Annotated in this window: 29 protein-coding genes; 19 read left to right on the forward strand and 10 right to left on the reverse strand. The window is 37.4% G+C overall.

Translation table 11 applies throughout. The features are described 5' to 3' along the window. Window positions 1-40: 40 nt before the first annotated feature. From AC59HZ_RS03910 to AC59HZ_RS03925, 4 genes are all read left to right on the forward strand, one after another. Window positions 41-1,537, forward strand: a complete 1,497-nt coding sequence (locus AC59HZ_RS03910) for a lmo1851 family serine protease (RefSeq protein ID WP_496544557.1) — start codon at window positions 41-43, stop codon at window positions 1,535-1,537. Between the two features lie 110 nt (window positions 1,538-1,647). Next, window positions 1,648-1,902: a hypothetical protein gene (locus AC59HZ_RS03915; protein WP_496544558.1), complete on the forward strand. Its 255-nt coding sequence runs from the start codon at window positions 1,648-1,650 to the stop codon at window positions 1,900-1,902. A 62-nt stretch (window positions 1,903-1,964) separates the two neighbouring features. Then, window positions 1,965-2,885 carry a CobW family GTP-binding protein gene (locus tag AC59HZ_RS03920; protein WP_496544658.1) on the forward strand — a complete coding sequence of 307 codons (921 nt, stop codon included), beginning with the start codon at window positions 1,965-1,967 and terminating at the stop codon, window positions 2,883-2,885. A gap of 71 nt (window positions 2,886-2,956) precedes the next feature. Beyond that, on the forward strand, window positions 2,957-3,778 hold the full coding sequence (locus tag AC59HZ_RS03925; protein ID WP_496544559.1) for a hypothetical protein: 822 nt from the start codon (window positions 2,957-2,959) through the stop codon (window positions 3,776-3,778). Between the two features lie 34 nt (window positions 3,779-3,812). Here AC59HZ_RS03925 and AC59HZ_RS03930 read toward each other — a convergent pair whose 3' ends face one another. After that, window positions 3,813-4,058, reverse strand: coding sequence for a DNA alkylation repair protein (locus tag AC59HZ_RS03930; protein ID WP_496544560.1), 246 nt, complete (start codon window positions 4,056-4,058; stop codon window positions 3,813-3,815). 96 nt (window positions 4,059-4,154) lie between these two features. Between AC59HZ_RS03930 and yoyC the strand changes: the two genes are divergently transcribed. Both yoyC and AC59HZ_RS03940 read left to right on the forward strand, forming a co-directional pair. Next, complete coding sequence (gene yoyC, locus AC59HZ_RS03935; protein WP_496544561.1) at window positions 4,155-4,424, forward strand: protein YoyC; 270 nt, start codon at window positions 4,155-4,157, stop codon at window positions 4,422-4,424. Between the two features lie 12 nt (window positions 4,425-4,436). Then, complete coding sequence (locus tag AC59HZ_RS03940) at window positions 4,437-4,904, forward strand: FixH family protein (protein WP_496544562.1); 468 nt, start codon at window positions 4,437-4,439, stop codon at window positions 4,902-4,904. 21 nt (window positions 4,905-4,925) lie between these two features. Here AC59HZ_RS03940 and AC59HZ_RS03945 read toward each other — a convergent pair whose 3' ends face one another. The 5 genes from AC59HZ_RS03945 to AC59HZ_RS03965 all read right to left on the reverse strand — a co-directional run bounded on the left by AC59HZ_RS03945 (window position 4,926) and on the right by AC59HZ_RS03965 (window position 6,851). After that, window positions 4,926-5,195 carry a hypothetical protein gene (locus AC59HZ_RS03945; protein ID WP_496544563.1) on the reverse strand — a complete coding sequence of 90 codons (270 nt, stop codon included), beginning with the start codon at window positions 5,193-5,195 and terminating at the stop codon, window positions 4,926-4,928. A gap of 102 nt (window positions 5,196-5,297) precedes the next feature. Next, window positions 5,298-5,780, reverse strand: coding sequence for an Hsp20/alpha crystallin family protein (locus AC59HZ_RS03950; RefSeq protein ID WP_496544564.1), 483 nt, complete (start codon window positions 5,778-5,780; stop codon window positions 5,298-5,300). 73 nt (window positions 5,781-5,853) lie between these two features. Next, complete coding sequence (locus tag AC59HZ_RS03955) at window positions 5,854-6,294, reverse strand: Hsp20/alpha crystallin family protein (protein ID WP_496544565.1); 441 nt, start codon at window positions 6,292-6,294, stop codon at window positions 5,854-5,856. Window positions 6,295-6,352: 58 nt separating this feature from the next. Further along, entirely contained in the window at window positions 6,353-6,595 is a 243-nt protein-coding gene (locus tag AC59HZ_RS03960; protein ID WP_496544566.1) for a spore germination protein, read from the reverse strand. Between the two features lie 13 nt (window positions 6,596-6,608). After that, window positions 6,609-6,851, reverse strand: coding sequence for a spore germination protein (locus AC59HZ_RS03965; protein ID WP_496544567.1), 243 nt, complete (start codon window positions 6,849-6,851; stop codon window positions 6,609-6,611). A 176-nt stretch (window positions 6,852-7,027) separates the two neighbouring features. On the opposite strand from AC59HZ_RS03965, the gene AC59HZ_RS03970 reads away from it, so the two are divergent. Both AC59HZ_RS03970 and AC59HZ_RS03975 read left to right on the forward strand, forming a co-directional pair. After that, a complete protein-coding gene (locus AC59HZ_RS03970) occupies window positions 7,028-7,798 on the forward strand; it encodes an SDR family oxidoreductase (RefSeq protein WP_496544659.1) in 771 nt (256 codons plus the stop codon). 114 nt (window positions 7,799-7,912) lie between these two features. Next, window positions 7,913-8,071, forward strand: coding sequence for a hypothetical protein (locus AC59HZ_RS03975; RefSeq protein WP_430061402.1), 159 nt, complete (start codon window positions 7,913-7,915; stop codon window positions 8,069-8,071). Between the two features lie 256 nt (window positions 8,072-8,327). On the opposite strand, the gene AC59HZ_RS03980 is transcribed toward AC59HZ_RS03975, so the two are convergent. Together AC59HZ_RS03980 and AC59HZ_RS03985 are read right to left on the reverse strand one after the other, a co-directional pair. Beyond that, window positions 8,328-8,888 (reverse strand): GNAT family N-acetyltransferase, encoded by a 561-nt coding sequence (locus AC59HZ_RS03980; protein ID WP_430061400.1) that lies wholly within the window; start codon window positions 8,886-8,888, stop codon window positions 8,328-8,330. A gap of 305 nt (window positions 8,889-9,193) precedes the next feature. After that, entirely contained in the window at window positions 9,194-10,321 is a 1,128-nt protein-coding gene (locus tag AC59HZ_RS03985; protein WP_496544568.1) for an amidohydrolase, read from the reverse strand. 190 nt (window positions 10,322-10,511) lie between these two features. Here AC59HZ_RS03985 and AC59HZ_RS03990 point away from each other — a divergent pair, with 190 nt between their 5' ends. The 7 genes from AC59HZ_RS03990 (at window position 10,512) to dapF (ending at window position 15,822) form a co-directional block, all read left to right on the forward strand. After that, window positions 10,512-10,835 (forward strand): DUF4870 domain-containing protein, encoded by a 324-nt coding sequence (locus AC59HZ_RS03990; protein ID WP_496544569.1) that lies wholly within the window; start codon window positions 10,512-10,514, stop codon window positions 10,833-10,835. A 106-nt stretch (window positions 10,836-10,941) separates the two neighbouring features. Continuing rightward, window positions 10,942-11,139 carry a PLD nuclease N-terminal domain-containing protein gene (locus AC59HZ_RS03995; protein WP_496544570.1) on the forward strand — a complete coding sequence of 66 codons (198 nt, stop codon included), beginning with the start codon at window positions 10,942-10,944 and terminating at the stop codon, window positions 11,137-11,139. Beyond that, window positions 11,139-12,047: an ABC transporter ATP-binding protein gene (locus AC59HZ_RS04000; RefSeq protein WP_496544571.1), complete on the forward strand. Its 909-nt coding sequence runs from the start codon at window positions 11,139-11,141 to the stop codon at window positions 12,045-12,047. Before AC59HZ_RS03995 ends, AC59HZ_RS04000 begins: the two co-directional genes overlap by 1 nt. After that, window positions 12,044-12,823 (forward strand): ABC transporter permease, encoded by a 780-nt coding sequence (locus AC59HZ_RS04005; protein ID WP_496544572.1) that lies wholly within the window; start codon window positions 12,044-12,046, stop codon window positions 12,821-12,823. Before AC59HZ_RS04000 ends, AC59HZ_RS04005 begins: the two co-directional genes overlap by 4 nt. Before the next feature lie 81 nt (window positions 12,824-12,904). Continuing rightward, window positions 12,905-13,771: a patatin-like phospholipase family protein gene (locus AC59HZ_RS04010; RefSeq protein WP_496544573.1), complete on the forward strand. Its 867-nt coding sequence runs from the start codon at window positions 12,905-12,907 to the stop codon at window positions 13,769-13,771. Between the two features lie 271 nt (window positions 13,772-14,042). Next, window positions 14,043-14,801, forward strand: coding sequence for a hypothetical protein (locus AC59HZ_RS04015; protein ID WP_496544574.1), 759 nt, complete (start codon window positions 14,043-14,045; stop codon window positions 14,799-14,801). 37 nt (window positions 14,802-14,838) lie between these two features. Further along, on the forward strand, window positions 14,839-15,822 hold the full coding sequence (gene dapF / locus AC59HZ_RS04020) for a diaminopimelate epimerase (RefSeq protein WP_496544575.1): 984 nt from the start codon (window positions 14,839-14,841) through the stop codon (window positions 15,820-15,822). Between the two features lie 10 nt (window positions 15,823-15,832). On the opposite strand, the gene AC59HZ_RS04025 is transcribed toward dapF, so the two are convergent. Beyond that, window positions 15,833-17,677, reverse strand: coding sequence for a DNA ligase D (locus AC59HZ_RS04025; RefSeq protein WP_496544576.1), 1,845 nt, complete (start codon window positions 17,675-17,677; stop codon window positions 15,833-15,835). A 128-nt stretch (window positions 17,678-17,805) separates the two neighbouring features. Between AC59HZ_RS04025 and ku the strand changes: the two genes are divergently transcribed. The 4 genes from ku to AC59HZ_RS04045 all read left to right on the forward strand — a co-directional run bounded on the left by ku (window position 17,806) and on the right by AC59HZ_RS04045 (window position 20,411). Beyond that, window positions 17,806-18,636: a non-homologous end joining protein Ku gene (gene ku / locus AC59HZ_RS04030; RefSeq protein WP_496544577.1), complete on the forward strand. Its 831-nt coding sequence runs from the start codon at window positions 17,806-17,808 to the stop codon at window positions 18,634-18,636. A gap of 121 nt (window positions 18,637-18,757) precedes the next feature. Further along, window positions 18,758-19,720 carry a nucleoside hydrolase gene (locus AC59HZ_RS04035; protein ID WP_496544578.1) on the forward strand — a complete coding sequence of 321 codons (963 nt, stop codon included), beginning with the start codon at window positions 18,758-18,760 and terminating at the stop codon, window positions 19,718-19,720. Window positions 19,721-19,914: 194 nt separating this feature from the next. Further along, a complete protein-coding gene (locus tag AC59HZ_RS04040) occupies window positions 19,915-20,115 on the forward strand; it encodes a cold-shock protein (protein ID WP_335443164.1) in 201 nt (66 codons plus the stop codon). Window positions 20,116-20,207: 92 nt separating this feature from the next. Continuing rightward, a complete protein-coding gene (locus AC59HZ_RS04045) occupies window positions 20,208-20,411 on the forward strand; it encodes a cold-shock protein (protein ID WP_430061376.1) in 204 nt (67 codons plus the stop codon). Between the two features lie 39 nt (window positions 20,412-20,450). On the opposite strand, the gene AC59HZ_RS04050 is transcribed toward AC59HZ_RS04045, so the two are convergent. After that, window positions 20,451-20,744, reverse strand: a complete 294-nt coding sequence (locus tag AC59HZ_RS04050; protein ID WP_496544579.1) for a DUF6509 family protein — start codon at window positions 20,742-20,744, stop codon at window positions 20,451-20,453. Window positions 20,745-20,877 lie beyond the last annotated feature (133 nt).

Below are 20,877 nucleotides of genomic sequence, written 5' to 3' on the forward strand. Positions count from 1 at the left end.
TTAAAATGCTTAACTTGGACATTCATATTTTTTACGGTTAATGAAAGTGGTGAAGGCTTTGGAGGAAGAGAAAAAAGACCTTGAAAAGGTTGAACAGGAGCAAGTGACGGAAAATAGGTCAAGTTATATCCGTTTCAAGAAATTCCATTTTATTATGCTTTTGTTTTTTATCGTTTTTCTATCTGCAGGAATTACAACTGTTGCCTTCTCGTTTGGCAAAGAAAAGGTAGTGCCGGCTGCTAGCGATAGGCAGGAATTTAATAAGCTATATGAAGCTTATGATACATTGAAAGATAAGTACTATAAGGGAACAAGTCAAAATAAGCTGATCAATGGGGCCATCAACGGAATGGTTGAAGCTCTCGATGACCCTTACTCAGATTATATGAGTAAAGATGAAGCAAAGAGCTTTCATAGCAGCATTTCCTCGTCATTTGAAGGTATTGGTGCAGAAATTCAAGAAAAAGATGGGCATATTACAATCGTTTCACCAATCAAAGGATCACCTGCTGAAAAAGCGGGATTAAAACCGAATGACATTATCCTATCAGTGGACGGTAAGAGCCTGCAGGGTATGAACTCTACCCAGGCCGTGACAATGATTCGTGGTAAAAAGGGTACGAAGGTTGAATTATCTATTCAAAGACCTGGCACTGGTGCTCCAATGAGTGTACCTATTGTTCGAGATGAGATACCAATTGAAACTGTTTATGGTGAAATGGTGGATGACCAAATTGCCAAAGTCCAAATTACCAGTTTCTCAAGCAATACATCTAACGAGCTTGTTAAAACATTGAATGACTTACAAAAGAAGGGTATGAAGGGCCTTGTTTTAGACCTAAGGCAAAATCCTGGAGGATTATTGGATCAAGCTGTAACAATCTCCAGTATGTTCGTGCCAAAGGGAAAAGTTATTGTTAAAGAAGAAGACCGTAACGGTAAGATTACCGAAATACCTTCTGAAAATAAGGGTAATCCAAACCTTCCTTTAGTTGTCTTGATTGACAAGGGAAGTGCTAGTGCATCTGAAATTCTTTCCGCAGCCGTAAAAGAATCTGCTGGTGTTCCATTAGTTGGGGAAAAGTCATTTGGCAAAGGAACGGTTCAAACTGCTTCAGATTTTGCGGATGGTTCCAACTTAAAATACACCATCGCTAAATGGCTGACACCAAACGGCAATTGGATTCATAAAAAAGGAATTAAACCAGATTACGAAGTAGCCTTACCTGAATATGCAACATTGCCAATCATTAATCCAGATAAAGAGCTAGCGCTTTCTACTTCTTCAACTGAGGTTCAAACAGCGCAAAAAATGCTAAAAGCTATTGGGTACGATCCAGGTCGCGAGGATGGTTTCTTTGATGAAAAAACGAAAGCAGCTGTTATCGCATTCCAAAAAGCACAGAAACTCCCAGAAAATGGGGTGCTAAAAGGTGACTCTACCTTGAAGCTAATGGATCTTTTAAGAGAAAAAATCAAAACGAGTGATACTCAATTGCAAAAGGCAGTTGAAGTGTTAAAAGGCATCATGAAATAGCCTAAAAAACCCGACTCCAATAGGAGTCGGGTTTTTTAAATGTTCCAGTATATTTCTAAAGGTTCTATCCTAAAATGGACAGTAAATGAATGGAAGGAAGTAATAGAACCATGAGAAAGCTATGCATAGCTGTAATTTTATTTTCCTTTTTAGGCTACGGTCCTTTAAACTCGTTTTTTCATAACGGATTCAAATCTGAAATGGATTCCGTTATTCAAAAAATAAAAGATTCGGATGGATTATCGGAAGTAACGAATAAAAAGGTCGAGAATTTTTTAAATAATGCTGACAAATCAGTTGAAGAACTAGCTGCATTAGCACCGGTTCTTTTAAAAGAAGCAATTAACCTTTTTAAAAGCGGGTGATTTTTTCATCCGCTTTTTCAGCTATAATAAAAGAATCTTAGAAGGTAAGAAGGGAATTTATGATGAAAAAAGCTGAGGTTTATATATTATCTGGATTTTTAGGAAGTGGAAAAACAACGTTGTTAAAACGATTGCTTGAGGAGGAACAGAAAACTGGAAGAAAAGTAGCAGTGATGATGAATGAGCTTGGAAAGGTCTCCATTGATTCGGATGCCATTGATGACAATGATGTGTCCTTGAAGGAATTGTTGGGCGGCTGTATTTGCTGCTCGATTCAAGACAAGCTTGAGGCACAGCTGCAAGGATTGTTATTAGATGAGAAACCTGAGGTTATCTATATTGAAACAACAGGGGCTGCTCATCCTGTAGAGGTTTTAGATGCGATCCTTTCTCCGTTGTTTGCGGATAAGCTTGACATAAAAGGAATCATTACTACTGTCGATGGTACGAGATGGCTCAACCGAAAGTCACTAAGCCCGCAGCTGCAGCAGCTCATCCTTGAACAAGTAAGACATGCAGATTTCATTCTCATTAACAAAATGAATGAACTAACGGAGGGTCAGCAGGCTAATATTACTTTTGAAATGCAGGCTGTCAATCCAAAGGCAAGATGTCTCTTGACGAATTACTCTCAGGTTTCCATAACCCAACTTAGAAATCTTACTGTTTCGTTCGATAAAGAATCGCTTAAGATTCCGTTAAATTTAACCACGTTTGTTTACCAATTTACCACTTCGATAAGACAGACTGAATTTGAAGAATTTTTGAAAGGTTTGCCTGATTCGGTTTATCGAATTAAAGGATATATCAAGTTTGATTATTCAGACCATCCATTTCTTTTTCAATTTTCCTATGGCATGCCCTTGTACATGAAGGAATATATGAATTTACCGTTAAATCTTGTATTTATTGGTGAGAATATCGATTGGCCACAAATTCAAACACAGCTTTTTATCCTTGAAAATGATAAGAAAAATCGTTAAATCCATGAATGATAATTTCTTCTTCAGGTAACTCTTTAAATGTAGAAAAATTCACATTAAGGGGGGATTTCATGAAGAGAGAATCGATATTATTCGTATTAATTGTCATCCTCCTACATGGACAAGGTGTTCAAGCTTCCACAGATATTAGCTATAAAATAGAGATGTTAAATTGGAATGAAGTCAATCATATTTTACCTAAGTATACCAAATTCACTGTCATGGACATTGAAACGGGGAAACGATTTAAAGTACAGCGCCGGGCAGGTAGTCATCACGCTGATGTACAGCCTTTAACCGCAAATGATACAAAAATCATGAAGAAAATTTATGGGGGAAAATGGAGCTGGAAACGGCGTGCGATTATCGTAATGCATAAAGACCAATGGATTGGAGCTTCCATGCACGGAATGCCTCATGGAGCTGGAGCGCTTGAGAATAATTTTCCAGGACATTTTTGTATTCATTTTTATGGCAGTACAACACACCGAACCAACTCAATGGATTTATCGCATATGCTCATGGTGTTGAAGGCATCTGGGAAACTAGATGATTATTTAGGAAAAGCGAATCCATATGACGTAATAAATGCCTACATAGCCGGCTTTAAACAGCAGGATAAACAGATTACTGCTGAGGCCTCCCTGCAAAATATTAAGTGGAAGCCCATTTTAGTCAAAGTCGAAAATGTTAGAATATCTAGGATGGAGGAGCTGCCTCCAGAGGATTTAACTGAGGAAATTAGTTTAGATGTACCAGTCGTAGTGGATTGGTTTATTAAGAATAGGGGAAGTCAATCATTCAATGGGAACATTCACCTAATTCGCTTTTCCCCAGGAGATGCTTGGAAAGTGGATTCTGAGGACTTTTTAAAAGAAAACAGCTTAAAATAAACGAAAAACACCTTAAAAATAAGGTGTTTTTCGTTTATATTGGCTGCTCGCCAAACTTTATAAAGGTTCGTTCCTCCTCAATCAGACCGCATGCAGCGCATTGAATCCGATATTCAGGTCCGTTATAGGGGATGTGAAACGGCTCTAATTCATTATCTCCATATTCCCTGACAACCGCACCAGAATGAGGGTCAAGCTTTACTGAATGAGAGACTTGTTGAATAATATTAAAGCGGCTTCGATTTGTTTTGCAATTTGGGCATTTATATGGCGTAGTCATTGTTTTCTCCTTTCTTTATATTGTTAAAATCTATTTTTTGCAATAATGATAGTAAATATGTAACAATGGCAATGGCAGGAAAGAGGAGGGATATCTTTGCCTATAAATTTTGACGCTTTATTGGAACAATACCGCTCGATTTGGAACAATCGGTTATTAGCACCAGAGGAAAAAAGTAGTGAAGAAATATTACATGAGGCCATTAAAAGGGAGCTATTTGACGAAAACTCCCATCCTAGAATAAGGAAAAGCAAGTATGAAAAATACTACTCCGCCACTAAGAGAGTTATCGATTCTACAATTGCGGAGGAAGGTAAAATACAGTTAATCGCGCTTCATATTGAATTGATGGAAGAATTAAGTTAGGAGTGACCTATAATGAAAAAGCTTGTAATCGGTATTATTTCTATTCTATTCCTGATAGTGGCAGTTTCCTGCAGTAAAGAACAGGAGCAATCAGCCGATCTGCCAGAAATGGTGGAAGTGAATTTATCAATCAATCCTGAACCGGCAAAATTAAATCAGCCTGTCACTTTTGAAGCTAAAGTTTCTCAAGGAAAGGAAGCGGTTAATGATGCTGATGAAGTGATATTTGAGATTTGGCGTTCGAAGGATGAAAAGCATCAAAAAATCGCGATTAAAAACCCGAAGAACGGCATTTACCATCTTGAGAAATCGTTTGACCAAGAAGGTACGTACTATATCATTTCACATGTTACAGCCAGGGATATGCACAATATGCCTAAAAAAGAATTTGTTGTCGGAACTCCTAGTGAAAAAGAGGATCCAAACGCGAAAGATTCCATGGAAGGAATGAACATGGAGGGGCATAATGAGGGACATTAAAAGACAGCCGTAATGGCTGTCTTAATCTTCTTTTTTAGCTTTTAGGTTTACCTTAGCCTGTTTTGAAAGCTTCTCTGCAATTTTTTCATCGACTAATTTAGTAATATCGCCTTCATAGCTTGTGCCAATATTTAATTTACCTGATAAATCTTTAATTCCCAATTGACCAAAGTTATTGGCATAATCTAAATGTTCAATAATGATTTTATCAACCTGAAGGTGTTCAATTTTAATGGTCGGCTGGTTTTCTTTTTGGTTAGTTTCATCAGGGAAAGATTTAGATTCATTCAAATTGGCTTCCAGGATGGAAATCTTTTTTTCTAATTCCTTGATTTTTTGTGAAAAAGCTTTTTTGGAAATAAAAAAGCGAAATAGAAATCGCATAATAGCCCTCTATTCAGGATTGGATTGATCAAAGGTGATAGGGATATCCTCGACTTCCTCACGGTTCATAGGCATGGTTAAGGTTAACACACCATTGCGAAGTTCAGATTTTATCTGATGAACGAATATCGGATATGGTAAGATTAATTCCTTTTTGAATGAACGGCTTACACGTTCCTTCAAATAATATTTTCGATTTTGCTGTAAGGTTTTAAATTCTCCCTTGATTGTCAAGACCTGCTGCTGCACAGAGATTTGGAGGTGTTCCCTGTCTAAGCCTGGTATTTCGGCTTCGACAATAAGGTCACTTTCCGTTTCATATAAATCACATTTTGGGAAAAATTCATTCATGGCTGATAGGGGATTTAAGGAAAGATTGTTAGTTGAAGAGGGTCTATTATTATTTTCATTAAAAATTTGATTCCAAAATTTCTCGGATTGAAATTGCTGTGCCACATCTAACCATTTTTTTAATTTATCAACTTCCATCATACCACCCCATTTTTAATCATCCCTATTCTCATCTTATTTTTCCATGTCAAAAACATGCAAAAAAAATCGACGGCTACAAGATTTCTGTTACGTCGATTTGTGAATATTGCATATCAATATTTTTAGGAATTTTAATCTCAAGGACTCCATCCTTATAATTGGCTGCTGCCCCTTTCTTTCGAACAATTGCCGGCAAGGTTATGGTATGTTTATCTTCCTGCTCAGGAATATGTTCAATAATCAATTTGTTAGAAGTGTGATAAATGCGGAGTTGTTTGAGCCACTCTTCACTTTTAAGCGGAATTCTCACAAAAACAAAATCATGTGTTTCAAACGCAGTAGAATTTAACACTCCTGTCATTTGCGGTTGCTGTGAAACGGAAGATTGAAAACCGTTCATTAGGTCCTGAGGATTCATCATTCCCATCATGTTTTGGGGCATGATTTTTCGCATTAAATCCTGGACAAAATTTTCAATTTCTTCAGGCTTCATATTTTTCATGTTATCCTTCATATTCTTATTAAAAGGGAACATATTCCAAGGAAACATCTTTGTTCATCCTCTCTAAAGTCTAGAATTGAGCCGACATTGGGAAGGAAGGGTTCGCGATTTGATCTTGATCACTTACGTCAGGATCGACGAATCCATTAAAGGAAACGGAACTTGAGGGTGAGAAGTCTCCCAGTGCTAAATTCGCACCAATCCACTTTTGGTTGGCTGTATGGCTGTTTTGGACGGCAGGTCCCAGAGAAATATTGGCGTTATTAGAAATTGAATTTGTTTTAATATTGAAAACATTTATTTGAAAGGGCATTTTTTTCAGTCCTTTATCTCGGATTGCTAAAGACGTTCGACGGATTTGCGATATCTCCCATATCATTGACATCAGGATCAATAAAGACGTTTTCCATTGCGGCGTTCGGCGGTGCAAAATCACCATAAGCAGTATTTTGACCCTGTGCTTTTGTATTGGCAGTATGGGCATTATGAAGGGATTCACCGATGTTGACAGACCCGTTGTTAGAGACACTGTTAATTTTCAAGCTGAAAATGTTGATTACAGTCTGCATCCTGTCACATCCTTTTTATTGATATCTCACACTCATACTATGCAAACTCTCGCCCATCCGTTATTAAAACTTGTGCTGATTGTTTAAGGGTACATTTGTTTAAAATTTGCATATATAAATGAATCTTTTTAACATATAGTAAAGAGAGAAATTTTTTTTATAGTGAGGTAATGGTCGTGAAAATAAAAACGGCTTTGATTACAGGCGGAGCATCTGGCATCGGAAAAATGACCGCTTATAAGCTTGCAGAAAAAGGATATCAGGTTGTGATTAATTATCGTACAAGTGAATCAAAAGCTGTTCTGTTAGCACAAAGTTTAACCGAAAAGTTTGGTACGAAAAACATCGCAGTTCAAGGGGATGTTGCAAATAAGGAAGATTGCATCCGAATGGTTAATCAAATTCTTACTGAATATGGAACTGTGGAGATGATTGTTCATAATGCGGGGCCGTATATTCATGAGAGAAAGAAAATGACCGAATATACTTTCGAGGAATGGAACTACCTGCTGCAAGGTAATTTGAGTGCTGTTTTTTATTTATCAAAGCTGTTCATTCCAGGTATGAGACAGCAAAAATGGGGAAGGATTATTACGCTCGGGTTTGACCGTGTCGAAACCGCACCAGGCTGGGTGTATCGTTCCGCATTTGCAGCTGCAAAGGCAGGTTTAGCCTCACTAACGAGAACGATCGCAATTGAAGAAGCGGAAAATGGAATAACGGCCAATATGGTTAGTCCAGGAGATATCATTAACGAATGGAAGGAAAAGAAAATAGAGGAAGCGGTGTCGTCTGCCGAACAAAATACTGGTAAAAGGCAGGGAACAGGAGAAGATATCGCAAGAGTCATAGCCTTTCTCGCTGATGAAGAGTCTGATTTTATTACAGGAAGCATCATACCAGTTACCGGGGGGATAGACGTCCTCGGCAAAATACATAAGATCTAGGACCTGTTTAAATTCAGGTCTTTTTTTAATTGTTAAAGCATTTAATCTTTTGGAATGAAAAACGGTTATTTTGTGGATAATAGGAAATAATCATCGATGAAAGGAGCAAAGAAAATGAGTTTTAATATCAATAGAATTAATCCAAATCAAACTCAAATATTTTTTCATGATGGCCGTTTTGAAACATTAACCAATGAGGAATTAGAAGAATTTTTGCTCCAAATGGGTCTTAGCGAGGTAAATGAATCGCTGGAACAAAATGTAACGGATTAATATTATAACTTTATTACTAAAATGAATGACTAGGGCGTATATTACGTCTTGGTCTTTTTTATTGAAATAATAACTAAGTTGATTGGAGCGTAAGGCGCGAGACTCCTGCGGGAGTACAGGGCAGGGGAGACCCCGCAGGCGCATTAGCGCCGAGGAGACTCCCCGGACTGCCCGCGGAAAGCGAAGCGCCTGAAGCGGAAATCAACGATCTGGTTTTTATACAAATAAAAAAGCAATCGGTGTTAACCGATTGCTATTATGCTTCCAATAAATGTGAAGAATCGTCTTGAGAAGATCCGTTTCGAAGAAAATGCAGCGTATACAAGTCTTTTGGAATTTCATATAAATCATATACTTCCTCATTAGCATTCAATTGATCATAAAGTGATTTTCTTGATTCATTCGCCTTTATTACATAAGGAAGTTTTTCGGCAGCCTTAATAGACCTAATATTAATTTTTCGAATCCGCATAAAAACAGTTTCAATACCTAACTCATAAAAGAGTTCTTGGAAAAAGGCCTCTTTAGCAGGGCTGTTATAGCCTTGACCATGATAAGGCTTTCCAAGCCAGGTTCCCAAAAATCCAGCATTCTCTTCAATATCAAACAAATTTATAGTACCAATTGGAGTACCCCACTCATCAAGAATAGTCCGGGAAATTAATTCTCCGCGCTCTTCTGCTTCAATCGTTTGTTTTGTGATAAATAAGAATTCATCGTAGGAAGCCGCTTTTTGGCGAACGAAAGGGAAGACATCTGGATGCGTCATTAATTCATATAATGTATGGCTGTCATGTAGATCACGTTTCTTTAGCATGATTATCCCTCCATTAGGGCATACCGATCCCATGTCAAAAGAAGCGGCCCACCCTCGAAATTTTTTATAAAGTTGCGTAAAAAATTTCGGGGTGGGAATCGAACCCACTAGAACCAGAAAAACTGGTGGCGCACCATTTGCCTTCCCTATATCATTTTTTTTGTTAAACCGGACTGTCCATAAACCTCCAAATTATTCAGGACTTAAACAGACTTTCTTAGTGTATGATACTAAAAATAATCAAAAAAATAAATAGGTTTTTAGCACATTTTTAACAAGATTTTATTCCAATTTTCTACAATCTTCTACAGGTCTGAATAAATCATTTCACCTGCAATCATTGTCCATTTTGGCTTTGCTAAGTAATGGAAAGGATGATGGCTCCATAACACCAAATCAGCATCCTTGCCCACTTCAATACTGCCAACATGCTGATCTATTCTTAAATTTTTTGCCGGATTAATCGTAATACCTTCAAGTGCTTTTTGCTCGGGTAACCCTTCGCGTGTGGCGATACCAGCACATATATTTAAGTACTGGATTGGTGTATAGGGATGATCAGTCGTTATCGATACTTCAACACCATGATTAGTCAATTCTTGATAAGTTTTCCAGGTTTTGTTCTTTAATTCGACTTTTGACCTTCTTGTCAGGGTTGGACCTACAGACACTTTTAAACCAATTCCTGCAAGTTCTTCTGCTATTAAATGTCCCTCGGTACAATGTTCAATTCTTAAGTCCAGATTAAATTCTTCTGCAAATCGTAACGCTGTGATAATATCATCTGCACGGTGAGCATGTATTCGAACTGGAATCTCCCTTTTTAATGCCATGATTAATGGACTGATCCGTAAGTCATCAGGGTTATCAGTATGAATCGCTTGGTAAAAGGCCTCTCTAAGCATCCCCATGATACCCATTCGTGTAATGGAGTCACTATTGCCGTGGCTGTGTATTCTTTTTGGATTTTCACCTAAAGCAATTTTTAATCCGGCAATATCTTGGACAATCATTTTTTTGATATTTTTCCCAGATGTTTTAATGACGGAAGTAGTTCCTCCAATTACATTCGCACTTCCTGGCATAATATGGACCGTGGTGATGCCGTTTTTAATAGCGTCTGAAAAAGCGGGATCTAATGGATAAACGCCGTCCATTGCACGGATATGGGGAGTTAATGCTTCAGCGGTTTCGTTGGCATCATTACCTGCCCAACCTGTACCTTCATCGTAAAGTCCTAAATGAGTATGAACATCTATAAAGCCTGGAAAAAGAAATAACTCACTACAGTCCATGATTTTAACGTTTGAATTAGTAACAATATTTTTGCCAACTTTTTTTATTTTCCCTTCTTCTATGAGAACATCACCGTATTTGATCGGTTTTGATGTTATCGGATAGATTGTTGCATTTTTTAAAAGTATGTTCGTCATAATTTAGCCTTTCTGAAACTTAATATTAGTATTTTATCTATTTTACCAACTAGTGTGCCTAAGGGAAAGTAGGGAATTTTCGGCTTTTTCAAAAAAAGAGCGGAATTTGATTTGTTTAATGAAACCTTTAAAAGTGTACAGCGTAAATAGTAAGGTAGAGAGAAAAATACTTTTCAATGGGGGAAATAAAATGGTAAAGAGTGAAGAAAGGTTATTGGCCGCAGGGATATATGTGTTAAGTTTATTTTTTCCGGTTTTAGGGCCCTTAATAATTTGGTTAATAAAGAAAGATGAATCTTCATTCATCGATTATCATGGGAAAGAATATTTTAATTTTGCTATTTCTTATTTTGTTTACTCGGTCATATCCGGAATTTTAGTACTCGTTGTAATTGGCGTAGTCTTATTATGGGCAGTGGGAATTGCAGCTTTTATTTTCACGATTATTGCAGCCGTGAAAGCGTACGAGGGTAATCAATATCAATTCCCGCTAATTTTCAGATTGCTTAAATAAACTTAAATGGTGAACCCGGCAAAAAAAATTTGCCGGGTTTTTTGAACGTTTTTATAGTTCAAACGTCATATAAATGTATTTATCGAAAACAAAGGGGGAAATAAAAGTGGATGCTTTAGCCCAATATATACCAATCTTATTGCCAATCGTCATTATTCAACTTATTTTATTAATTGTTTCTATTATTGATTTGGTAAGGATTGAAAAAACCAATGGTCCTAAATGGCTTTGGGTGATCATTATTTTGTTTGTAAATATTATTGGTCCAATCCTTTATTTTTTGATTGGAAGGAGAAATAACTAATGCCCCTTATTCAAATATCTGGATTAAAAAAGAGTTTCCAGACCACAGAGGTGATTAAAGGGCTTGATTTTTCCTTAGAAAAGGGGAGATGTATTGCTCTTTTAGGACCAAATGGCGCAGGAAAAACAACCACATTAAGAATGCTATCCGGTTTGATGACACCCACATCCGGCACGATAACTTTTACCGATGCCAAAAAAGGTGAGGACATTCGTCGTTTCATAGGTTATCTCCCGCAGTTTCCTGTTTTTTATGAATGGATGTCAGGGCTTGAATTCCTAATTTATGCTGGAAAGCTTGCTGGATTAAAGCACAAACAGGTGAAAGAACGAGCCATAGAACTATTGCAGCTTGTTGGGATTATAGATGCTAAAAATCGGAGGGTTGGAAAATACTCGGGAGGAATGAAACAGAGATTAGGTATTGCCCAGGCACTTATCCACAGTCCAGAGTTGATTATGCTTGATGAACCGGTATCTGCCCTAGACCCATTAGGCAGAAGGGAAGTATTGGATCTGTTAGAGGGGTTAAAGAAAGAGACGACCATTCTATTCTCTACCCATATTTTAAATGATGCCGAAGAGGTTTGTGACGAGATATTGTTCTTACATAATGGAGAAATCGTGGAGTCCGGGACAATGAATGAACTTCGTGAGCGCCACCAGCAAGCAAAAATTGACTTAATTTTTAAAACCAAATCGGAGGAAATTGAAAATTATTTTGCCAATCATGAATTAACTCAATCAGTGGAAATTGATGGCAAACGGAACAGTGTATTCGTTAAGGATATTGAGAGTGCAAGACAAATCTTTTTGCAAGAAATTTTAGAGAAAAAGTGGCCGCTTGAAAAATTTGAACTTAGCAGCATGACACTAGAAGATGTTTTTATGGAGGTGGTGAGGAAATGAGCCAGTGGATGACGCTTTTGCAAAAAGAGCTGTTAGAAATGTGGAGAAACTTTAAATGGATTTGGATGCCAATTACTTTTATCTTAATTGGTGTTCAGAAGCCAATAATCACATATTACATGCCGCAAATCATTGATTCACTTGGGGGCTTGCCTGAAGGTGCTGTCATTAAGATTCCGACGCCGACGGCCCGTGAAGTAATTATGCAAGGACTGGGGGAATACACTACTCTCGGTGTTTTAATTATTGTCCTTTCAACCATGGGGATTATCGCTGCGGAAAGAAAAAGCGGTGTTGCAGCAATGATTTTGGTAAAGCCGGTTTCATTTACTTCCTTTATAACATCTAAATGGGCTGGGGGAGTATTGATAATGTGGATTTCCTTTTTTATGGGTAGTCTAGCAACATGGTATTATACAGGTTTATTATTTGATTGGGTTTCGTTTGGCGAATTTTTGCAAGCCTATTTCTTATATGCCTTGTGGTTTACCTTTATATTAACTGTGACTGTATTTTTTAGTTCTATGCTTAGAACGTCGGGAACCGCTGGTTTTAGCTCATTAGCTGTTGTTATTATTGTGAGTATAGTGTCAAGCACTTTATCTAGCCGGCTTGAATGGAGCCCCGCTCAATTAACGTCCTATGCGAATGAACTTTTGTTAGATAAAGGAATTTCGGAGTATCTTTTACCAGCAGGTTTGTTGGCGGGAGCTTGTATCATCATTTTGTTGGCATTAAGTGTTATGGTCTTTCGGAAGAAAGAGCTTGCTGCATAGCAGAGTCATTTGGTTTTGCAAAGAGGTGCATATATCTTATAATGACTATTATTATAGCTATGAATGAAAGGAAGAAGCAGTGTGATAAATCAAGTCGGTTTGGTATTAGAGGGCGGCGGGATGCGTGGAGTTTATACTGCTGGAGTCCTTGAATACTTTTTAGAGCAGGAGCTGTTTTTTCCCTATGTCATTGGCGTATCTGCTGGTGCATGTAATGCCGCTTCCTATTTGTCGAAACAAAAAGGAAGAAATAAGACTGTAACGATTGAATATGCTTCTGATCCTAGATATATTTCATGGAAAAATTATTTTAAGAATCGTCAATTTTTTGGGATGGATTTTATATTCGATGAGATTCCTAACCAACATGTCCCATACGATTATGAAGCCTTCTATAACAGTTCCACCGAATTTGTCGTAGGTACAACAGAATGTATGACTGGCCAGCCTGTCTATTTTAACAAGCAAGAATACGGGAAGGACTTTTTAACGGTATTACGTGCCTCAAGTTCACTGCCTTTTATTGCTCCAGAGGTACGATTTAAAGAAAAATTATTATTGGATGGTGGCATTACTGACCCAATCCCCATCAAAAAAGCACAGCAGGATGGTTTTTTGAAAAATGTGGTTGTTCTAACTAGAAATTCAGGCTACCAGAAAAAGCCTTCAAAATTTCACTTTCTTGTTGATCGGAAGTATCCTGAGTATAAAGGATTGCAACGATCGCTTAGGGAACGATATCAAGTTTATAATGAAACGCTTGCCTATCTCGAGGAAGAAGAGAAAAAGGGCAAGGTGCTGATTATTCGTCCTACCCAGCCGCTTAAGGTTGGCCGGATGGAACGAAATCCTGGAAAACTTGAAGAACTTTATAATCAGGGGTACGAGGATGCTCGAAAATCAATGAAAACCATCTTAGAATATATCCATAAAAAAGAAGAGTCCTAATCGGACTCTTCTTTTTTATTTAGGCTCTTTTCGTAAACTTTGTTGCTTTTGGAACTTAATAAGGTTCATTTACTAAGTTTCTGGGCAATTTTCGCAAATGTTCTTACGAAAAGATGCCTCGAAGCTACTAGTTATACGGGTTGATAAACTTATACGAAAAACAACAATTTATGCGAAAATAGCCTTAATCTATTAAAATCGAAAATCTCCTATCATTTTTTTAATAGTAGATAAATAAACTAGAATTAGGAATCGATAAGGGGTTTTCAAAATGAAAATATACGAATATTACCGTGATGCCGCCAAAATCCACTTAAATGGTAGTATTGCAGCTCTGTTACCCGCCAGCTTAATTGTTTTCGGAAATATTTCTTTTGTTAAAAATCAGCAGATAATGCTATTAACCCTTCCATTTATTATTTATAGTTTATTTAGTTTTCAGTTCTATCTTTATAAAATTCATCAGTCGATTGCCATTGCTCGGAACATGTCTAACTCTAAAAGCACTACCTATTCCTTATTTGAAGCAAGTGAATTATTGGTGCTTTTTATGAATACGCAATTTTCTGAATTACAACTCTATTTTCCGAATGGTCATTTAGCGGGCAGAATTAAAAAATACAGGCGGCAGAATTATGCTCTCTATAATGCAAATGAGGAAGTAATTGGTATTTATCAGGTTAAAAGAAGAATGCTGATTACGATAAATGTGTACGACCAATACCAAAACCACCTAGGCTGCCTCGAAATTAAGAAACAGCTATGGAGGAAAGGAAAGAAAGTATTGCTCGACAAATCAGGCAGAATGATTGGCGCTGTGAAAGGCTCTTCTGTTTTTATGGATGAAGAAGTTATTAATAATAATAATAAACAATTAGGGCGTCTTAGAAGGGGCTGGATGCCCTTTGAATGGAGTCCATTGTTTCCAAATCCTAATACCCCTGTGCTTACCTTAAGTGACCTTAAATCCGAAAGGGACAAGCTTCTGGGGATGGCATTTTTAATTCATGTATTCTTTGTCGAAAGATGATATGATACAATAAAATGCTATTGTGGGGGTAATGAATTTGGAAATTAACTTTATCAAGGGGCATGGATCTGGGAATGATTTTCTCATTATCGATGAAATAACCAATAACTATACATTCTCGGAAGAAGAGAGGGCGAATCTTGCGCGGTTATTGTGTAATCGGGAATCAGAATTAGGTGCAGATGGAATCCTTTTTGTGATGAAAAGTGACCATGCTGATGGGAGAATGCGGGTCTTCAATGCGGATGGTTCTGAAGCATCTATGTGTGGAAATGGGCTTCGTCTTGTAGCCCGATACATTTGTGAACTAAAGGGGCTAAATGAAGCGGTCGTTGAAACAATGAAAGTAGATTTAAAGGTAAGTAAACAAAAGGACTTGGTTCCGGAGGTTCATACCTATCAAGTGGAAATTTCCCCAGTCCTTTTTGAATTGTCGGCACTGCCATTAAATTTAAATCAAGCTACATTACGGAACGAAAAAATTGAGGAGCTTTCAAATGAATTAAAGTTTACGGCACTTGCAGTACCGAATCCACATTTAATTGCAATCGTTGATAAGGACCAGCTTCAGCTTGATATCCAAAAAGAACTTAGTGAAAAAGTAAATGGTCCTAATGAATTGTTTCCTGACGGAGTCAATGTCAGTTTTGTTAAACCGCTCGAGACAGGTTCCATTTATGTCCGTACCTTTGAACGGGGGGTTGGTTTTACAAATGCTTGCGGTACCGCGATGTCTGCTTCCACTTTAGTCACTTGTTTGCAAGGGTTAAATGAATTCGAACAGACGATTAAGGTCTATAATAATGGCGGACGGGTCCAATGTATTGTCCATCATGACAAGGGAACCTACTCCATTGACTTAATTGGCAATGCAACATACCTATTTACGGGTACAGTCAAGGCTGATCTGGATAAAGAGTCATATTCAATAACTTCAAGAAACGACTTAACGGAGCAAAATGCATACCAGATGCTGCAAGCTGATGCACAGCAATTTATACACGAAACACTAAAAGGATAAGGGAATCACCTTATCCTTTTTTTGCTGTTCCTTTTTTTAAAATTTCCAGAACTGGGCCAAAGGGCTGAATAGTCTTCGTTTGCTGATAATTCTTGAATGGGTCGATTTGTTTACGAATTCGGGCAAGGGCATTTTGCATAGTAAAGCTTTTTGGATCGAGTTTTTCATCTACTTCTTCCCAATAAAGAGGTGTCGCCACTCCGGCGTGTTGATTTCCCCGCATTGAATAGGGGGCAACAATGGTTTTGCCCTCCCCATGTTGAACATAATCAACGTATAACCGATTTCCTCGATTTTTTTTCAGCCTTTCAATCGTAAAAGAATCAGGGGCCTTTGAGATTAAATATTCAGCAATAAAGCTGGTAAACAGCCTTGTGTCCTCATAAGTAAACTCCCCTTCAGGCAATGGCAGGTATATTTGCAGCCCCTTGTTGCCAGACGTTTTGATAAAACCGATCAAATTTAACTGATCGAGTACTTCTTTGATAAATAAAGCCGCTCTAATTGCCAAATGAAATTCATCCTGAGAAGGTGGATCCAAATCGAAAACAATTTCACTGGGGCCCTTGCTGTTTATCGTTTGAAAGGGAACATGAAATTCAATCGCTATTTGATTTCCAAGCCATATCAAGGTTTTAAGATTATTGCAAAGAATATAGTCGATTCCATCTGTTAAATGTGTTTGAACAAATTCAGGAGCATACTCAGGGCAGTTTTTTTGATAAAAGGCTTCTCCAAACATACCATGTGGATAGCGGATTACCGTTAACAAACGGTTATGTAAAAATGGGAGCATATAAGGTGAAACCTCACGTAAATAAAGAATATAATCAGCTTTCCGAATTTCGAGTTTATCCCATAAGGGCTTTTCAGGATGAGTAATTTCCATGTTATTTGGTAAGTTTTTTTGGCCAAACATAAACTTTCCATAGGAACACTGCTCCGGTTCAACATCAAAGCGAAAACAGTCAAAGTGGGGCTCACGCAATTGGTTTTCATATAATTCTAAGTATTTCACCTCAATACAAATGGCGGGTTCTACATGGATAAATTGCCCATCATCACGAATCATATTTTGTTTTATGGTTTGCTGTAGTGCCTGTTTTTCTTCAGGTTTAAACCCAAACAGAACCTGGCCGATCGCTACAACTTCTTTATCCTTATAAACGCCAACATAAAAGTACCCATTTGTTTTTTCATAAGAGGTTATAAAACAAGTGACATATTTCCAATTCTTGTATTTTAACCATTGTAAGGAACGTTTCCCTTCCTCCCAAAAACTGTTTTTTTGTTTGGCAACAATCCCTTCCCCATCATATAAAATAACTTTTTCCCATAATTTATCAAAATCCTGATGAGCAATGACCGGCTGGAGAAGCGAGTCATTTTGCAGATCAGGTTCATGAGCAAGACCCATTGTTTGAAATAATTTCATAAGCTCTTCTTTCCGTTTAAAAAAGGCAGTTGCATAAAGTGATTTGCCTTTTAATAAAAGCAAATCAAAAACCATTAGGCGGCAGGGGGAAGATTCAGCCTGTTCCGTAATTTTATTGGCTGATTTTAAGCGGCCGCGAACTTGAATGGCGGCAAAATTTGCTTTGTAGGGAGTTTCAAGCCAAACCAGCTCACCGTCAAGCTGAAGCGGTAAAAAGGGCTGGAATTGTTTTTCATATTGAAGCAAAAAATCCTCTATTTCTGGGAATTGGGGCAATAAGGATTTTCCGTTTCGGCTTATTAATTGAATCCCGCTTGAAGTCCATTCCAAAATAGCCCGGAACCCATCATATTTAACCTCATAAAGCCAATCCAATTGATTGGGCAGCTCAAAGGTCAAACTTGGCAGCATAGGTTTCATTTGAACGTTCCTTTCGTTTTCTATTTAGTTTGCTATTAAATTTTTGACTTCATCCATTTCCAATTGTTTTAGGGAATGTTTAACCTGTGGTAACGAACAATAAAAATAAAAAGAATGGAGAATTAGTTATGCATACTATGTGGAAGGGTAGTATCAGTTTTGGGCTTGTCAACATTCCCATCAAGCTTCATACAGCTACAGAGGATAAAGATATTAAGCTTCGGACCCTTCATAATAAATGTCACGCCCCGATTAAGTATGAAAAGATTTGTACAGTATGTGAGGAGGAAGTAAAACCAGAAGATATTGTCAAGGCATATGAATATACAAAAGGAAAGTTTATTGTACTTGATCATGATGACCTCGAGAAACTGCGCAAGGAAAACGAAGATAAAGCAGTGGAAATTATTGATTTTGTCAGCATGGAAGAGATTGACCCGATTTATTTTGATAGAAGTTATTATATGTCCCCGAATGAAGGGGGAGGCAAAGCTTATTCTTTGCTGCGAAAAGCGCTTCAGGAATCACAGAAAGTGGGTCTTGCCAAAATTATTATTCGTTCAAAAGAACAAATGGCCGTGATCCGTGTATATGAAAACACATTGGTGATGGAAACCATCCATTATCCAGACGAAGTACGTAATGCAGGGGATGTACCAAATGTACCTTCAGAAGATAAGGTAACAAAAAAAGAATTGGATACGGCGATCTTATTAATTGATCAATTGACCTCCAAATTTGAACCTAAAAAATACACTGATGAATACCGAACAGCATTGTTGGAATTAATTGAATCAAAACGGAACGGAAAAGAAACAGTTACAGCAGCAGCGAAGGAAGCTCCTTCCAATGTGACTGATTTAATGGCAGCTTTGCAAGCATCTATTGATCGAACGAAGCCAAATAAAGCAGCTGTTCCAAAGAAGAAAACAACAGTAAAAATAAAGAAACAAGCATAAGATATGGCAGTTGCCCGATTCGAATTTTTCGAGTCGGCTTTTTTCATTCCGTTCTTACATATAGATAAACAGCATACTTTTTATATGTATTAGTTTAACTATGAAATCGGGGGAGTGGGTAATGGCCTATAATGTCCTGATGATTGCCGACCCAGGCATCGATGATTCCTTTGCGATTATGTACGCCTTACTAAATCCGAAAATAAATCTGGTGGGAATTGTAAGCGGCTATGGAAATACACCGAAAGAGCAATCGATAAAAAATACAGCCTATTTATTAAATCTGGGCGGCAGAGAGGACATTCCTATTATTGCAGGTACTGCGGGTCCATTATCTGGAGGACTAGTGCGATATTATCCGGAAATCCATGGCCCGGAAGGATTAGGCCCGATTAAACCTCCTGATACTATCAAAAATGTAAAGGTATATGATATTAATAAAATCCTAGAAATTGTTAATCAATATAAATGCAATATTATTATTGTATCGGTCGGAAGATTAACTGAATTGGCATTAATGTTTATTCTATATGGGAACCAGGCGTTAAAGGATGTATCAGCCTTCTATATTATGGGAGGAGCTTTTTTAGTCCCTGGGAATATATCAGCTGAGGCGGAAGCCAATTTTTTTGTCGACCCCATTGCCGCAAATATGGTCATGGAAAAAGCACATAATATTTACTTACATCCCTTAAATATTACCAATAAAGCCCTTATATCTCCCGAAGTTATTCAGTTTCTAGGTGAAAATAGCCCCACCTCTTTTAGAACATTATTAGTTCCAGCATTTGATTACTATTTTAAAGCTTATCAAAAAAATGTACCTGGAATTAAAGGGGCTCCGCTTCATGATGTCGTCCCCTTAATGGCTATAACGGAACCCGATCTGGTCAAATATATACCCAGGAGAGTAAGAGTGGAGGAGTTCGGAACGGCCAAGGGAAAGAGTATTGCTGATTTTCGCCCGCGACCGGAAAAAGAACCGCTAGAATCCCTTGATAACATAGGACTGGATGCGGATTTTCAAAAATTCACAGCCAACTTTATAGAAATATTTTTAAAAGGTAATTTTAATAAAAGGTGATTTTGATTGACAAAAGACAGGATTGGGTATAATATTAAATTACGCTTTAATGTTCGTTAAATATTTATTGGATTAAGTAGTCGTAACTGCACGAATGATGTGGGTGATGTCTATTGCCCCAAAAGTGCAATTGCGTCTTTTTTATTTAAATGTAAAATTAACTTAAAGTGAACAATTTTTTGGGGGTAATATCCATGAAAAACGGTAAAGTAAAATGGTTTAATGCAGAAAAAGGTTTCGGTTTCATTGAAGCTGAAGGCGGTCAAGACGTATTCGTTCACTTCTCAGCTATTCAATCAGAAGGCTTCAAAACATTAGAAGAAGGCCAAGCAGTTTCTTTCGAAATCGTTGAAGGCGCTCGTGGACCACAAGCTGCTAACGTTCAAAAAGCTTAATTTTGTTAATTAAAAGGGTGATGCACTGTTAGGGCATCACCTTTTTATCTATATTCACTTTTTTAAAGTACTAAAAACAAGGGGTGAAAGTTGTGGCATTTGGTAGAAGAAATGACGAAGAAATCAAATTAGAGGAAACAAAAATTTGGGTTTGTAGTTCAGAGGATTGTAAATGCTGGATTCGCGACAATTTTAAAAGCAGTGAAGAGCCCCGTTGTCCAATATGCAAAAGTGAAATGAAGCAAACAACAAAAGAGCTTCAGGTCATTCATAATCATAGTAAGAATTTTATGTAAACAGATTTAAAGCAGGGTAAATTGATACCCTGCTTTTTATTATTCAATAGCATTTTCTTTACAATATGTAAAAACCAGCTCTTCCTCATCTTCCTCAAGGGCAAAGTCCATCACCTTTTCGCTTCCTTTTTCGAAAAAATGATAGGTAGAAAGCTTTGATTCATTTTGATCCACAACGAAAATGACCTTTAAACCTACACCTTTTTCTGAAAAGAGTTCATCCTCTTCATCAATATCTAAATCTAGGAAAAATTCGTAGCGATCCCCAGATAATAAGCCGAATGGATCTTCTAGTTTTTCTACTGTATGGCCAGTAATGTTCAAGGGTATCATCCTTTATTTTTTATTAGTCCTTATTATTATACACATTTTTATTGAAAAGCCGAGAAGTTATCCTAGTTAAATCTTATTTTGGTGAAATAATATTTAGTAGCACCAACTTAACTGGTGCTTTTTTTATTGCTCT

Source organism: Neobacillus sp. DZ-9 (assembly GCF_059587065.1).